Raw genomic sequence first — 15,410 nt, 5'->3', positions numbered from 1 at the left:
ATATTAAAGGTATCATTTTCATGAATAAATCTACTTATTTAGGTTTGAGTACGTTGCTTCTGGCATCGTGTCAAAGCTATAAAAAACTCGAACTGACTCCAGATTCTGCACTAAGTCAGCTTGAACAGCAACGAACACAGGATCTTCCAGATTCATTTTCTTTCCATGATGCAGTTAAACTCATGGATAAAAACAACCTAGAACTTCAGCAAATCCGTAAAGAATACGAAACTTTACAACAAGTAGCTGACATAGGGACACCGTGGCCCAACCCAGTTATTACTGCAGGACCTGCTTTCGGTTCCGAATCGGGGCTCTCGGATACAGGCTCAGCATATCCTTTCGTAGGTATTGGCTTCTCAATACCACTAGGACCAAGATTGCGCCGTAACGATGACCTTAATCGTCTTAAGGCATTAAAAGCTTATAATGAGCAAGTCTTAACACACCGGCAACTGTTTTTTGATTTAAAACAAGCTTGGGTAAACTTTTCTCTAGACAGTAAATTTCAGCTGATTCAAGAAAAAATGACTAAATCCCTAGAACTTACAACTCGCACTGCTGAACAACTCCAAGAACTGGGAAGCTCTACCCGCCTTGGAGTAAATGGTATAAAACTACGTCAAGCTGATTTGCAACTCCAAAAGTTAGAACAGGGGATCTCATCCAGTGAATCGGTGGAATCATTGTCCCGCCTACTCGTTGTAGATGAGGAGCAGGTTCTTAAACTCAATGTAGCAGATTTGGCAGAAGCCACTCATCGTTTTAGTCTAGTTGAACTTAAAGGAATTCTTTTGACAAACAATCCTGACTTGGCGCGTACAGAGATGGATTTTCAATTAAAAGATGCCGAGTTACGCCTAGAGTTAGCGAAGCAGTACCCTGATCTAGAGTTTGGGTTTGATGCTGAAGAAGAAGTGGGGGAAACAACAAATACCTTTTCTTTTCCTTTTTCTTTAGAATTACCACTATTCGACCGTAACCAACAGGCGATTAAAGCTAGTACAGGCGCTAGAGACACTGCACTAACGGAATATAATAAGCAACTCAATAACCAATTAACACGCTTAGCAAAACTGTTTAAACAGCATTCCCTAGCACAGCAAAAGGTCAAGTTTTTAGAATCTAAAGTCTTGCCATTAAGCCGCAGTCAAATAAAAGATGCTAGAACATCACTCAAAATTGGCGCCATTGATGTGCTTCGCTATCTCGATATTCTGAATGAATCACTTCAAGTCGAACTACAACACTCAGAGCTTAAACGACAAGCATGGCGTTATTTCCTAGAATTACAATCACTTGTAGGACAACCTTTAAACGAAGAAAATGAACAATCATTTATCAAAACACCATTTAAATCAACGGATCAAAACCATGAATAATCTACTTTTTTTTATAATTAGTGCGGGAGTCTTTTTTTCCTGTAAACCTCAAGAAGCAGCAGATCCTCATGCTGGGCACAATCATGGGCCAAATGAAAAACATGACGATCATTCTGGTCACGATCATGGGCCGAATGAAGAGCATTCAGATGAAGAAACCGCAGGGGTATCTGATCAAGCGCTTAAAAACATGGGGGTCGAGATTAAGGAAATAGATTCCTCCGACTTCATGGTATCAGTACCAGTAGCAGCTTACTTAAGCAATCATCCCCTTAGTGAACAACCAGTTTATGCTCCGTTCTCAGGACGTATTCAAAAAATCGAACTACAACCTGGTCAATATATTGGACCAGATCAGCTATTAGTGAGTATCATACGTGATCCTATTAAACGACCTCAGGTAAAACTGGTCGCGAGTCTGTTAACACCTGCCTCAGAGGAGTATCATAGTACCATCGCTAACATACGTTCATCACTTAAGTCCTTGAAGTTACTTCAGACTGAACTGCAAAGACTCAATAAGTTCAAATCAGAAAGCGATGGACTTTCCGTAGTACCTCAAAAGGACCTCATTGATCTTCGATATGATATTGCTAAAGAAAAACAGGAACTAGAAAATTACCGTTCAAAACTAAAATTCCATGGCCTCTCAAGTCAGGAAATCAGTAAACTAGAAGATGGTGAAACTTTTGTTCAATCACCTAATTTATGGAAAAATGCCCTCAAGAAAAACAATATATGGTCTACGCAATCAGAGAAGTTATTCTCGTCCCTTCCTGAGCAGATTCAAAATGATAGTTGGGTTATTGCTACGATTGGTGAGTTAACCGTGGAAGGCGTTGTTACAAGTGAACTGATTCAATACTTCAATGAGACGCCAAAAGCCAGAGTGTATTTTTTGGAGATCGCAAGTATGCTTCAAGAAGGCCACAGTTTAACTGACATTAAGAACCTACAAGAGCTCGGTGCTCTAGATAAAACCATAAAAGTAAAAGCTCCACAAAATAAATTGGGTTGGGACTTAAATAAGATCCATGTGAAACCAGGTCAAATGATCGCGAGAGGTGAACAACTTTTCAGTCTATCAGATCCTTCTAATATGTTACTTAAGGCTAAACCTAGTGGTTCAGAGTTTGCTGATATTAATACTGCAATTAAAAATGATTTCACACTCAACGCTTCACCTTTGATCGCGAATGGCTCACCCACGCTAAAAAACCTTGCTATTTCAAAAGTACTTGATACGGAAGATCTATCTCCAACCGTGTTAATTCCTGCATCTAATCAGGTCATGCATAAAACTACAATTAATAATATTAAATATAGAAACTGGGATTTACGTGCTGGCTTACGTTATACGCTAAAAGTCCCCGTACGAAAATTGGAGGATGTAATCGTCCTACCTGCGGAAGCAGTGCTGGATCATGGTGCAGATAAAGTCGTATTTGTTCAAGATGGCGATGCTTTTATCCGACGTAAGGTTGTTGTTGTTTACCAAAGTGATGAAGTCGCTGTTATTGGTGAAGGTTCCGAACTGCTTCCAGAAGAACCCATGGTGGTTCGAGGCGCTTTCGCACTCCAATTAGCGCTCATTGCAGGGACTCCAGAAGCGGTTGATCCCCACGCTGGGCATAACCACTAAGGAGACTCATCATGCTTAATAAAATAATCGAGTTCTCACTTAAAAACAGAATCTTCGTGATAGCGGCTGCTTTACTTATTTCTTTAGTAGGTACTTACGTAGCCAATGAAATGCCTATTGATGTCCTTCCAAATCTTAATCGCCCCACTGTGGTGATAATGACTGAGGCACACGCGATGGTTCCTGAAGATGTAGAGCAGTTAGTAACTCTTCCCTTGGAACAAATCCTCAATGGTGCCACGGGTGTAGAGCGTGTTATGTCTACATCTGGACTAGGACTTTCAGTGATCAAAGTTCAGTTTGCTTGGGGTACGGATATCTATAGAAACCGGCAAATTATCATGGAGAAGCTACCTTTGGCAAAGTCTCGCCTACCAAAAGGTGTGGAACCTGTCATGGCTCCGATCTCTTCGATCATGGGCCAAGTTCAACTTATCGGTATTAGCAGTAAAAGCGGTAAGTACTCACCTTCTGATATACGGGCACTCGCCGAATATCAGATCAAATACGAGCTTCTCGCGATCCCTGGTGTTTCAAAAGTTATTATTGCTGGCGGTTCCGCTAAGCAATTAAAGTTGATAATCGATGCCGATAAGCTTCGTAGTTTTGGAGTAACTGTAGAAGATATAGAAGCTGCGGTCATAGATAACAACGAAAACCGTAGCGGTGCCTTTATGAATATAGGTACAAAAGCACCAGTAATGACGGTGCGTGGCTTAATGCTTGATAAAGCTGATCTAGAAAAAGCTGTTGTCAAAGCCGATGATTTAAGACCCGTTTTAATAAAAGATGTTGCCGAAGTGAAATTTGGCCCCTCTGTGATTAAAATCGGGGAAGCAGGTGTCAATGGCAACCCAGGTATTGTGATGGTAATCATGAAGCAACCTGGTTATGATACCGTAAAGCTTACTGAGCAAGTAGAAACACGTTTAGCGTCGCTTTCAGATAGCTTAGATTCAGACCTTATGATTAATAGTGAGCTCTTTAAACAAGCTGATTTCATTGAACGTGCTATCGATAATGTAATCGAAGCCGTACGTGATGGTGGAATTATGGTGATCGTGATTTTATTCATCTTTTTGATGAACTGGCGTATTACATTTATTACCCTAACAGCAATCCCTCTCTCTATGGCACTTACTGCATTAGTTTTTGCTTTAATGGATGTATCAATTAACACCATGACACTTGGTGGTATAGCTGTAGCTATTGGAGCACTTGTGGATGATGCCATTGTTGATGTGGAAAATGTTTTTAGACGTTTACGGCAAAACTTCAAGAAACCTGAAGATGATCGCGAACATGCCCTTTTAGTCATTTTCAAAGCTTCTTCTGAAGTACGTAAACCAATTGTCATAGGTACAATGCTGGTAATGGTTGTGTATATGCCTCTGTTCTTTTTAACTGGAATGGAAGGCAAACTTTTCACACCAATCGGTGTTTCTTATATCATATCAGTCTTGGCTTCTCTGCTAGTTTCTCTGACAGTCACTCCCGTACTGAGTTATTACATGCTCCCCAAATCACTTTCGAAGGGAGATACTAAAGAAACTTTCGTAGTCCGAAAGCTTCAAGCTATAGTAGCAGTTGTAATAGCTTGGAGTATAAAGCGTGCCAAAGCTGTAATTGTCTTTTTGTTTATTGGAGTTGGTATTAGCCTCTACTTCTTAAGTACGGCAGGCACACAATTTTTACCACCCTTTAACGAAGGTGTCGCTCAAGTAAACTTGGTACTTCCTCCTGACACTGGTTTAAAGACCTCAAATGCTTATGGGCAACGTTTAGAAAAACTCTTAATAAAAGTTGAGGGGGTCAAACATGTAACCCGCCGAACTGGACGGGCTGAAGGTGATGAGCATGCTGAGGGCGTTAACACCTCAGAGGTCATTATTAGCTTCGACCAATCAAGTGGTAAAAGTTCAGAAGAAGTCATAAAGCAAATTCGAGAAGAAATTGATGCAGAGTTTCCTGGGGTAGCTTATGCAATTGATCAACCTCTGGCACATTTACTATCAGCTATGCTTTCGGGTGTGAAAGCACAGGTTGCGGTTAAGGTTCATGGACCCGACCTAGCCACTTTGCGTTCACTAGCAAAAGACGTAGAGAAGGAGTTAAAACCCATCAATGGCGTAAAAGACCTTATTGTTGAGCCACAAGTTTTAGTCCCAAATATTGCGATAACTCCAAAACGTAACCAATTATCTCAACACGGACTTTCAGTTAAAGACGTAGGTAAAACAATCGAACTATCCCTTGGAGGCGAAGAAGTTTCTCGCTTTGTCAAAGGTCGTTTTATTTACCCCATCGTATTGAGCTTACGTGAAGAAAATCGTAAATCATTAAATGATATTCGCAACCTTTATATTCGCAAAGACAATAATGAATTGATACGTTTGGGCGATGTTGCCAATGTAAGCCAAACGCTGACTTCCAATAATATCAAGCATGAGAATGTTGGCCGTCGGATTGTCATTCAGCACAATGTAAGTGGTCGATCACTTGGTGAAGTTGTTGCAGATGTGGATAAGGCTTTGGATACTGTCCGAGAAAAAATGAAGGAGCAACCTGGCTATTCCCTAGAAATCAGTGGTCAATTTGAAGCGCAACAAGCTGCTACAAAAAAGATATTGATTCTTAGTCTTGTATCAATTTTATGTATGATACTCATTCTGTACATGCACTTCAAGTCTATTAACCTAAGTCTACAAGTTATGATCAGTATACCTATGGCTTTTATTGGAGCCGTTGCCTACCTTGCGATTACCAAACAAGTTCTTTCTGTAGCAACTTTAGTTGGTTTAATTTCACTGGGCGGTATCGCTGCCAGAAATGCAATACTACTGCTGGACCACTATATACATCTGCGTCGTAAAGAAGGCGTGGAGTTTAGCCCTGAGCTTATCATTCAGGCTGGCAAAGAAAGAATGGTCCCAGTCTTAATGACGGCGCTGACAAGTGGTATTGCCCTGGTCCCCTTGGCAATGGCCCCTGGCCAACCGGGCAAAGAAATACTCTACCCAGTAGCCACTGTGATTATAGGCGGCTTGATTTCCAGTACATTACTAGAGTTCTTGGTAAGTCCTGCGGCTTTTTGGCTCTTTGGCAAAGAGGCTGCTGAGAAAAATAACAGCGTAGAAAAACTGAAATTCGAATTCATAGACGATTAAATCAAGTGGCTCTTCCACAATGGAAGAGCCATAAAACAACAAAACAACAAAACAACAGGAAATACCATGAAAAAGATAATAACATCCCTCGCACTAGCAGTCATGATCTCCACACCCGCTTTTGCAGAAGAACACAAACATGATGATCATAGTGGGCACAAGCACGAAAGCCATGAAAGTCATGATCACGGGGATCACAAAGGCCATGATCACGGAAAGTCGGAAGGCGGCAAAATGTTTGAGGTTGGTGAAGGCGTAGCAGAACTGGAGCTAATACACGATGAAAGAGCTGCAACCGTCACTATTAATGTGTTTAAAGAAGGAGAAAAAACACCTCTTAAGATAGAGAAAGCCCCTCGTTTAAATATCACCTTTAAGTCTTCACGTAAGCAAGTAAAAACAAAAGCTATCAACCCTGACAGCGACAATAAAGCATCCACATTTACTGCAAAAAATGAACTCTTTAAAAGTGAATTTAATGGCGAAATTTCTATTAAGATTGACGGTAAATCCTATAAAGTAAAACTGACAGATGGTGGAGGTCATGAAGGTCACGATCATGGGGATCACGAAGGTCACGATCATTAATTAAGTAATGACTCCAGCTTTAAGCTGGAGTCATAAACACCATTTGTGAGGAAAACTAAATGAGTCAGAATTCAGTTCCAAAATCATTTCATTCTATGACAGCTCAAGAGTCTATGAATTCATTAGATAGTTCCTTGCATAACGGTCTAAGCAGCGAGGAAGTTCAAGCCCGGCAGGGGCTTCATGGCCCTAATCGACTGACTAGTAAAAAACAAAAACACCCACTTATTTTGTTCTTAGAACAATTTAATCAAGCTCTTATTTATATTCTTTTAGTCGCCTGTTTAGTGACCGGATATTTAAGAGAATGGCTCGACTGCAGTGTGATTTTTGCCGTAGTTTTGGTTAATTCTATTATTGGATTTATTCAAGAATCAAAAGCTTTGAAGGCGATTAATTCTCTCGTGAACTCTCTTAGTTGCGAAGCGAAGGTTTTGCGATCAGGTATACGGCATCGTATTTCAGCAGATGAACTGATCCCAGGTGATATTATTTATTTAAGTAGTGGTGATAAAGTACCCGCCGATGTACGTGTACTGAAAGCAACCCAACTCTACAGTGATGAATCCATGTTAACAGGTGAATCACTACCCACAGCTAAACATGAAAAATCTTTAGACGCTAATACCCTTCTTGCTGATCGAAGAAACATGCTCTACTCTGGAGCTCATATCACTGGTGGACAAGGAATCGCTTTAGTCACAGATATCGCTCATCAAACAGAGATTGGGAAAATCTCCGATACCATAAATAACATTATCCCCTTAGCCACGCCTCTCACTCGTAAAATCAAGAAGTTCAGCACTACTCTTATGTATTTCATACTGTTAATGGCTGCTATCACTTTCATTGTAGGCTCTTTACATGGTAAAAATTGGACCGAAATGTTTATGGCATCCATTGCTTTGGCGGTTGGCGCTATCCCCGAAGGCTTGCCTGCAGTTGTTACAATTACTCTTGCGATAGGCACAAATAGAATGGCTGCAGCCAAAGCCATAATAAGACGTTTACCCGCAGTTGAATCTCTAGGAAGTACGACTGTGATTTGCTCGGACAAAACAGGGACTTTAACACAAAACTGCATGACCGTTAAAAAAATATACGCTGGAGGCCAAGTCTTAAGTGTAACTGGTGAGGAAACTCTCCTTGCCAGTCAATTCGAATGTTTAAAGATCGGTATTATTTGCAACGACTGTCATGTTCAGCAACTTGATGAATCTTTTCAAATTGATGGTAACCCTACCGAAAAAGCACTCATCTATGGTGCTATAAAAAGCAATATGCCAATCGTCAACATCGCTAAATACCCTCGTACAGAAAGCTTACCGTTTGATTCCCACAAAAAGTACATGGCGACTATCCACCGTGAAGGAAATAAATATTTTTTATATGCAAAGGGCTCATTTGAGCATCTAGTACCATATTGTAAATATACTTTAAATAATGATGCATCACACTCTCCATTTGATGAGAAAAACCTACATGGCATTTTGGATTCATTAGCTTCCGAAGGCATGCGCGTTTTAGCCTTCGTAAAGAAGGAAATCTCTAGTAGTGACTCCATTGAAAACTCATTTCATGAGCTTACTTTTGTAGGCTTCCAAGCTATGATAGATCCACCTCGACTCGAAACAGCTCCTGCAGTCAAAGAGTGCCAAGAAGCTGGTGTACGAGTCGTAATGATAACTGGTGATCATGCTGGCACAGCTGCCGCTATTGCGGCCAAAGTCGGGATTGTTACAGACAATTTTCAGCGAGTTATGACAGGCAACCAACTATCCTTATTAGAGGGTCAGGAAAAAATTGAAGCAATTGTAAATACAGCTGTTTTTGCACGAGTTGAACCTATACAAAAACTGGAGATTGTTGAAACTTTTCAAAAAAACGGCGAAATTGTCGCTATGACTGGCGATGGTGTAAACGATGCCCTAGCCTTAAAACGTGCTGATATTGGTATAGCGATGGGCAAAGTCGGGACTGAAGTCGCTCGCGATAGTTCAGATATGGTATTGGCGGATGATAACTTTGCTTCAATTACTGCCGCAGTCCGCGAAGGTAGAGGTGTTTACGATAACCTCATTAAGTTTATTACCTGGACACTGCCGACCAATCTCGCAGAAGGCATGGTAATCATGGGCGCCATTCTGGTTGGCGCCGCTCTACCAATCCTGCCGGTGCAGATCCTGTGGACCAATATGAGTACAGCCCTGTGCTTGGGCTTGATGCTAGCCTTTGAACCCAAAGAAAACAACATCATGCAACGACCGCCGCATTCTCCCGGTCATCGCATTCTAGATAAAGGGCTAATAATGCGTATTTTTCTAGTAGGATTTCTTCTACTACTGGCTGTGGAACTCGTCTTTTACCAAGTGCTATCTACAGGCGCCTCACTACAAGCGGCTCGCACTGCGGCTGCGAATATGCTCGTTACTGGAAAGATAGCCTATCTATTTAACTGCCGCACACTAAAAAAGCCTTTACTATGCAATAAACTTTTTTCAAACCCTTTCCTCCCTTTCGGAGTACTTCTCATGCTCCTCTTACAACTTATATTTACTTATACAGGGTTCATGAATCAACTTTTTCATACCTCAACAATCGGCTTATCTACATGGGGTCTGATTTCTTGCCTATCTATTGGACTTATCCTTATCGTCGAGTTTGAAAAGCATTATAGGAATAGCCGTGTATAAAAAGCCAATTCAACTTATTAAGTCGCTTATATGGCAATTACTAAATATGCGACGTCAAACAATGGTTCTAAGCACCTTATCATTTATTGCTATCATTATAGGAGGAATAAAGGTAAAGAGCTCTCTAGATAGTGGAGTACAAACTATTGTCTCCAGCAATCTAGAATCTATGTTAAAGCATAGCGTACGTGATCTGAAACATTGGCATGTTGAGACATCAAATAAGGCAAAAGATATCATCGTAACAACCGATATTGTAACGAATATAGAACTATTGACTAAGCCTACTCTTCATAATTTCACTTTAACAAAGGATCTAAAAAGTAGAATCAGTCTTAAAACCATAGAAACTTTTGGGACTGCAGCACATTTTGTTATTATTGACTTACAAGGCAAAGTTCTCTTAAAAAATTCAAACTACAAATTAAGTCCAAGCCTATTAAAAACTATACAACCTCAAATAGTTCAAGGACGAACCTCTCCTTTGATTTTGTGGGATAAGCCAAAACAACCTAATGGCGCGTCTAACGAAATGGTTATTCTCACACCAGTAATTAAATATACAGAGATCATCGCATATGCTGTGTATATTCATATCCCGACGACCACACTAAGTGAAATTTTATTAAACTCGAGTTTAGGTGATACTGGAAAAAGTTATTTACTAAGAGGTGATGGAAGTATTATTTGTGGGAGTCATCTTTCTGAAGAAGCGAACTTCAATGAACATAGCGAACACTCTCACATAGATACCGATTCTATCGATAACACACCTACCTTCCCAGACTCTGAGCTTAAACTCGTACCGTATAATAATTACAACAACATAAAAACAGTCGGTGCCTGGACCTACCTTAAGGACTGGGATATTACTCTAGTTATAGAAGTTTCTAGTGCTGAAGTCTATGCACTGTTATTACCTGTACAACGTTTATTTACTTGGGGGGCTGTGACTATTGTCTTGGTAGTCTTACTACTCGGTCTTATTTCATATCTAGCAAATAAATTCAATGCTAAATATCATTTAGCTCGCAAAACTATTAACGAGCTAGATGAACTTGGACAATATAAGCTCATTAAAAAAATTGGTGAAGGCGCGCATGGCGTTGTGTACGAAGCAAAGCATCAATTAATGCAACGAAATACCGTAATAAAATTTTTAAAACCTGAGCTCTGTTCTGATAAAAACGTCCAAAGCTTTACTGAAGAAGTAAAACTCTGCAGTAAGTTAGAACATCCCAACACTATTAAAATCTATGATTATGGTCAGACCGTAGATGGTTTATTCTATTACGTAATGGAGTTTTTAAACGGCATAGATTTAGATAAAATCATAAAGCAGTTTGGACCATTACCTCCTGAGCGAGTTATTTTTATCCTTAATCAAATCTGTTCATCTTTACAAGAGGCTCATGCTCTAAATTTAATTCACCGCGACATCAAACCACAAAACATATTACTCTGTAAGCAGGGTGGTGAGTTTGATGTTATTAAAGTTCTTGATTTCAGCCTTGCCACTCGAATCAAGGAATTAAATAATACGGGGGATACAATTCATGGAACCCCTAACTATATTGCCCCAGAAGTTATTACAGATCAGAATGTTGATCACCTCGCTGATCTATATTCTCTTGGAATTACAGGCTATTATCTTCTAACAGGTAAATACCCCTTTGAATCTAACGAAAATTCTGTATCGGACATTTTAAGACAACACCTAAACGAGCCTCCCATTACAATTTCAAATATTTCTTCAGTTTCGATTCCTAAAGACTTAGAAAATGTTATATTAAGCTGCTTAGAAAAAGATAAATTAACTCGCCCTCAATCAGCTAAGGAATTGGCATCCCTACTTAAATCCTGTTCATCTTTTGATCAATGGAGTAGTGAATGTGCAGAGCGGTGGTGGACTGAGAATATTCATCCAACCCCCAATATCATTAATGAACATATAATAAAAACAGTGAAGCTTGACAGAAAGAAATGAATCTAACGCTCGCATAATAAAAACAAATATTGAAACACAAATAAGTTCAGGGGGTTAACTTATGAAAAAGAAATCACGTAAAGCAAAAAAAAAGGAGGCTTTTATAATTTCACTGGTAACAGCGCTTATAGCACTATTACTTTTATCTGGTGCATTAGCATATGTAATCTCTGTATTCTTCAAGAAAGGGTCAATACATCTCCCTTTAACCGAAACAGTAATGTATGTTATTACCGTGCTTTACTTAATTACAGCTGCGATTGCACACTATAAAGAATGGAAGAAACTTTGAAAGTTTTCTTTAATATAAATATCGATCGAACAACTGTATGGACTTACCCAAAAATATCGGACACAGTTTAATTACATAGCTTCAAATTGGTCAGGTGCAAGAAAATCATTGTAAGAATGCATTCTTTTAGAGTTGTTATAGGAAGTGAAAAACCTAAGGTGATACAGAATTAATTATTCTACTCAGAATAGATTAAAAACACTAAGAACTCAGACTTCCTCTTGTACAGCGCCATTCTCATCATAAAACTGTAGTACATGTAGATCCTTTTTAAGGTCATTATACCTTATCCTACGTGAGAGCGTCAATCCGTTACGGCTCCGCACCCGGCTTAAAGCAGTATATAATTGACCTGTAGTAAAAGTACCTGCACCCAGGTCCACATGACATTCATCAAAAGTTTGCCCTTGGCTTTTGTGAATAGTTTGAGCGAAGCACACACGAAGAGGCAACTGATAAAAACTACCCACAACTTCAGTGAATATTTTCATCTCACCAGTTCCTTCATCTTCTTCAAGTATATAATCCAACTCCTCCCACAAATGCTGTATGAATACAGCCTGAACACCACTATCAAGCGCAACCGTTACTGATGATTTTTCTAAGTTTATTTCGACAACAGTCCCCATAGAACCATTCACACAAACGCTAGGGATATTTTTTAACACCATTACTCTGACGCCTTCTTTCAAAAACAAATGACGTTCTGTAGGTAAATTATTATAATCCAGTTTCCCGTGGCATTTAGCTTCAAAGCGCGCCGCAGTAGATTCATACCTATCCATCTGATTTAAGTTAATTTCGCTGGCTCTGCGAGAGGTTGTACACAAAGAAATCGTATCCTCTGGCGGTTGATCACGTATTTCAACACTTTCATTAAGGATTTCAATACAATCCAGCTCTTTATCATCTAACAAATAACGACTAGTAAAATCACCACACCTGATAGAGTTTAAAATTTTGATGAACTCTGGGTCCTGTTGCTGTCGAAAATTTTTAGTCAATTCCACTACTTTAAATCTCGCTTTTAACCACGCGCCTGTGTCGAAACAATACGGTAATTGACCATGATACTTAAAGTAATCGCGTTCAGATTTTTTTGATAAAATTGGAGGAAGCTGCAAAAAATCTCCTGCGACGATCATTTGCACTCCTCCAAAAGGTTGATCGCTCATTCGCGCTTTCCGCAAAATAAATTCTAGGGTAATGAAGAGGTCGGCTCGCACAAGACTGACTTCATCTATGTAAATTGCTTTTGCCTTATTCAAGAGCTTTGCAAGATGTGGTGGAACGACATGTGATTTAGGTTCAAAATTATAAAGCCCAGGTTTGAGTTTAAAAAAACTATGAATGGTTGCGCCTCTCACATTTAAAGCGGCTAATCCAGTTGGGGCCAAAACAACTAAGCCATCTCCAAATACTGATCGAAGTTCAGATAAAATGTATGATTTCCCTGTACCTCCAGGGCCTGCCACACATGTGTTTTCTCCTCTTATTATACACTGCAATGCATATGCTTGTTCTTTTGATAAATTCATGATAAAACTCCTTGATGATTTTTGTCTTCATAAAATCTTGGAGTTATTTAAAAAAATAATTTTAGAACCAGTAAAACTAAAAAATAAGAATATGGAAATGTTCCGCTCTAATTATAAATCCATGCTAAACAAGGCACCTACAGAACACTTTTCAGAAAATATTAGCACCATAACGGGCATAATAGACGTCCACTCTTCGCCTCCTAAAATAAGAAGGTTAATAAGTAATAATATAAAGATAAAAATAAGAGCCTGCACGAGATGTGCAGACTCTTTTTATGCTCATGTAAAATGATTATAAATTATTACGTAGGATTGGTTGTTTAAACTACATAAGCCTGCTCTATGACCAGGCCTATTTTAGCTAAAAATATAGGATTAATTTGTATGCTTTGATTTACTAAAAAGCCGTAAGAAAATCGGGTTCATGAAAATCAAAGTAATCGATTTCTTCATTAGTTAAATCATTATAGGGTAATCGAATATGAGCATCAACATAATCCTCTACATCGTTACCATCTACAAATGATTGATAAAGCACTCTCATTAATTCATCACGATTAAAATCATTTTTTAGTTCTATGTTGACCACTCTTCGAAATGACTCAACAGGCCAAGCTCTCTCGATACCCTCAGGCTCATTCTGCTTCCCTACTTTGTTATACAAACACAGGATATTAATTTCATCAGGTTCAGACTCGTAAATGAAATAGCAATAATCCATTTTTATCAATGGATTAAATTTTGTATAATCTTCTAATGTTTCAGCAAACAACTTAAGAAAATCAGGTTCAATTTGAGGGTTAAATAAACATTGTTCGATAAGGTCTTCAAGATCTTCTATAGTTCGATCATCAGAGCAAGTTAAGCGAAGTGTAAATGCTCCTATACAATCATGACGACGAGTAAGCACGTAAGCTCGTTTAATCGCTTCCTCTAAAAGGTCTTGGAGTATGATGGTGTCTTTAATGGTTTGGTTCATGATGTTGTTCCAGTTTAAATGTTGTTTAGTAGATGGGGGTAAAGAATGATAAGGATCATTTTTTCTTAAGTGAAGAAAGGGCCAGTGTAAACCAGCCCGTATAGTACTATCTCTTTAAGGATAGACTGGAACTCCAGCTGTTACCGTGGTCTCCTATTTTGAACTTAGTTCTGAGTTTAGCTAAATAACTAATATAAGTGAAAGTGTCTTGCATGCGGCACTCTATATTGGGGTTATTACGTTCAAGAAAAATGTCACGTTTTCTTTTATAGTTAATGCCTGTAGCAGAGCAGTGATAAATCAACCCTGGGTTATATTCAATCTTCAATGCATTACACCAATATTCTTTAGCTTTAAGAAGCTGTTTGTCGAAAGACCATAAGAACCGGCCATCACATGCTAGGCACAGGTGGTAATGAGGGTGAGGTGAAGAGTCTTTTTCAGTGACCGCTACATAGACAGGATCAAAGCCATTACGTTTGAGGAAATGAATCAAGGTGTTAATGAAAACTTCAAAAGCTTGATCAGGGTATTCATGACCTTCAGGTTTTATGGATGGATAATTGATAACTAAGTGTGTTACAATTACTTTGCTGTGTTTTCTAATTGAATTGTGAATCAAATTATAAAGCACATTAAGAATCTTTGGGTTTGATTCATTGTTATTTGCAGGGTTGATGGGGTAGGATCTAAACTGATCATCGTTGTGGGGGGGCTTCATTGTAAACTTCCTTAAATTTAGGAATTAGGAGTAAAGTCGCAGTTGTTGCGTATCTAATTTCCAAGAAGTTTATTTTTTTAATGACGGCCAATATCAAAGGCCACATCTGTCTTCACAGTTTTCTGATTTGATGTATGAAGGTCAGCAGTAAGAGAGATGTCGAACTTGTATCTATTTAAATTATTGCAGCACCATATTAAGTTTTAGATCTGTCTCTCAGGCTCTTCTTTAGTTTTATAGTTCTCTATATTTTTATACTTACTGACTATTTACTTATTTCTGTTTACTTATTTCTGTCTACTTACTATTTACATATTTCTGTCTACTTACTGTATTATAATAAAGAATACCCCCGACACAATGATAAGCTCACCAGCATTTAAAAAGTAATTTGAAGTCAAAACGAGAGTCATAAATC

Annotated in this window: 10 protein-coding genes; 7 read left to right on the top strand and 3 right to left on the bottom strand. The window is 38.9% G+C overall.

All coding sequences use genetic code 11. The annotated features are described in order from the left end of the window. The first annotated feature begins 20 nt into the window (after positions 1–20). From PQO01_RS05245 to PQO01_RS05215, 7 genes are all read left to right on the top strand, one after another. The gene (locus PQO01_RS05245; protein WP_274312982.1) at positions 21–1,382 is read left to right on the top strand and encodes a TolC family protein; all 1,362 of its coding nucleotides are present in this window, start codon (positions 21–23) and stop codon (positions 1,380–1,382) included. Continuing rightward, positions 1,375–3,024, top strand: a complete 1,650-nt coding sequence (locus PQO01_RS05240) for an efflux RND transporter periplasmic adaptor subunit (protein ID WP_274312981.1) — start codon at positions 1,375–1,377, stop codon at positions 3,022–3,024. Before PQO01_RS05245 ends, PQO01_RS05240 begins: the two co-directional genes overlap by 8 nt. Before the next feature lie 11 nt (positions 3,025–3,035). After that, positions 3,036–6,191, top strand: coding sequence for an efflux RND transporter permease subunit (locus tag PQO01_RS05235; protein WP_274312980.1), 3,156 nt, complete (start codon positions 3,036–3,038; stop codon positions 6,189–6,191). Between the two features lie 66 nt (positions 6,192–6,257). Next, a complete protein-coding gene (locus tag PQO01_RS05230) occupies positions 6,258–6,779 on the top strand; it encodes a hypothetical protein (protein WP_274312979.1) in 522 nt (173 codons plus the stop codon). A gap of 59 nt (positions 6,780–6,838) precedes the next feature. Next, entirely contained in the window at positions 6,839–9,472 is a 2,634-nt protein-coding gene (locus tag PQO01_RS05225) for a cation-translocating P-type ATPase (protein WP_274312978.1), read from the top strand. Beyond that, entirely contained in the window at positions 9,465–11,459 is a 1,995-nt protein-coding gene (locus tag PQO01_RS05220) for a serine/threonine protein kinase (RefSeq protein ID WP_274312977.1), read from the top strand. The genes PQO01_RS05225 and PQO01_RS05220 overlap by 8 nt, the downstream gene beginning before the upstream one ends. Before the next feature lie 61 nt (positions 11,460–11,520). After that, the gene (locus tag PQO01_RS05215) at positions 11,521–11,751 is read left to right on the top strand and encodes a hypothetical protein (RefSeq protein WP_274312976.1); all 231 of its coding nucleotides are present in this window, start codon (positions 11,521–11,523) and stop codon (positions 11,749–11,751) included. 209 nt (positions 11,752–11,960) lie between these two features. Here the strand turns inward: PQO01_RS05215 and PQO01_RS05210 are convergent, their stop codons facing one another. The 3 genes from PQO01_RS05210 to PQO01_RS05200 form a co-directional block, all read right to left on the bottom strand. Beyond that, entirely contained in the window at positions 11,961–13,289 is a 1,329-nt protein-coding gene (locus PQO01_RS05210) for an ATP-dependent DNA helicase (RefSeq protein ID WP_274312975.1), read from the bottom strand. 400 nt (positions 13,290–13,689) lie between these two features. Continuing rightward, a complete protein-coding gene (locus PQO01_RS05205) occupies positions 13,690–14,271 on the bottom strand; it encodes a hypothetical protein (protein WP_274312974.1) in 582 nt (193 codons plus the stop codon). Between the two features lie 106 nt (positions 14,272–14,377). Beyond that, positions 14,378–14,992, bottom strand: a complete 615-nt coding sequence (locus tag PQO01_RS05200; RefSeq protein ID WP_274312973.1) for a YagK/YfjJ domain-containing protein — start codon at positions 14,990–14,992, stop codon at positions 14,378–14,380. Positions 14,993–15,410: the final 418 nt, after the last annotated feature.

The organism is Lentisphaera marina (assembly GCF_028745505.1).
GTDB lineage: Bacteria > Verrucomicrobiota > Lentisphaeria > Lentisphaerales > Lentisphaeraceae > Lentisphaera > Lentisphaera marina.
Note: the sequence above shows the minus strand (reverse complement) of the source record. Positions and strands in the feature narration are given on the sequence as shown.

Coding starts and splice junctions, on each gene's coding strand:
- PQO01_RS05240 (WP_274312981.1), top strand. CDS start 1,375: ATGAATAATCTACTTTTTTTTATAATTAGTGCGGGAGTCTTTTTTTCC.
- PQO01_RS05225 (WP_274312978.1), top strand. CDS start 6,839: ATGAGTCAGAATTCAGTTCCAAAATCATTTCATTCTATGACAGCTCAA.
- PQO01_RS05235 (WP_274312980.1), top strand. CDS start 3,036: ATGCTTAATAAAATAATCGAGTTCTCACTTAAAAACAGAATCTTCGTG.
- PQO01_RS05230 (WP_274312979.1), top strand. CDS start 6,258: ATGAAAAAGATAATAACATCCCTCGCACTAGCAGTCATGATCTCCACA.
- PQO01_RS05205 (WP_274312974.1), bottom strand. CDS start 14,271: ATGAACCAAACCATTAAAGACACCATCATACTCCAAGACCTTTTAGAG.
- PQO01_RS05245 (WP_274312982.1), top strand. CDS start 21: ATGAATAAATCTACTTATTTAGGTTTGAGTACGTTGCTTCTGGCATCG.
- PQO01_RS05215 (WP_274312976.1), top strand. CDS start 11,521: ATGAAAAAGAAATCACGTAAAGCAAAAAAAAAGGAGGCTTTTATAATT.
- PQO01_RS05200 (WP_274312973.1), bottom strand. CDS start 14,992: ATGAAGCCCCCCCACAACGATGATCAGTTTAGATCCTACCCCATCAAC.
- PQO01_RS05210 (WP_274312975.1), bottom strand. CDS start 13,289: ATGAATTTATCAAAAGAACAAGCATATGCATTGCAGTGTATAATAAGA.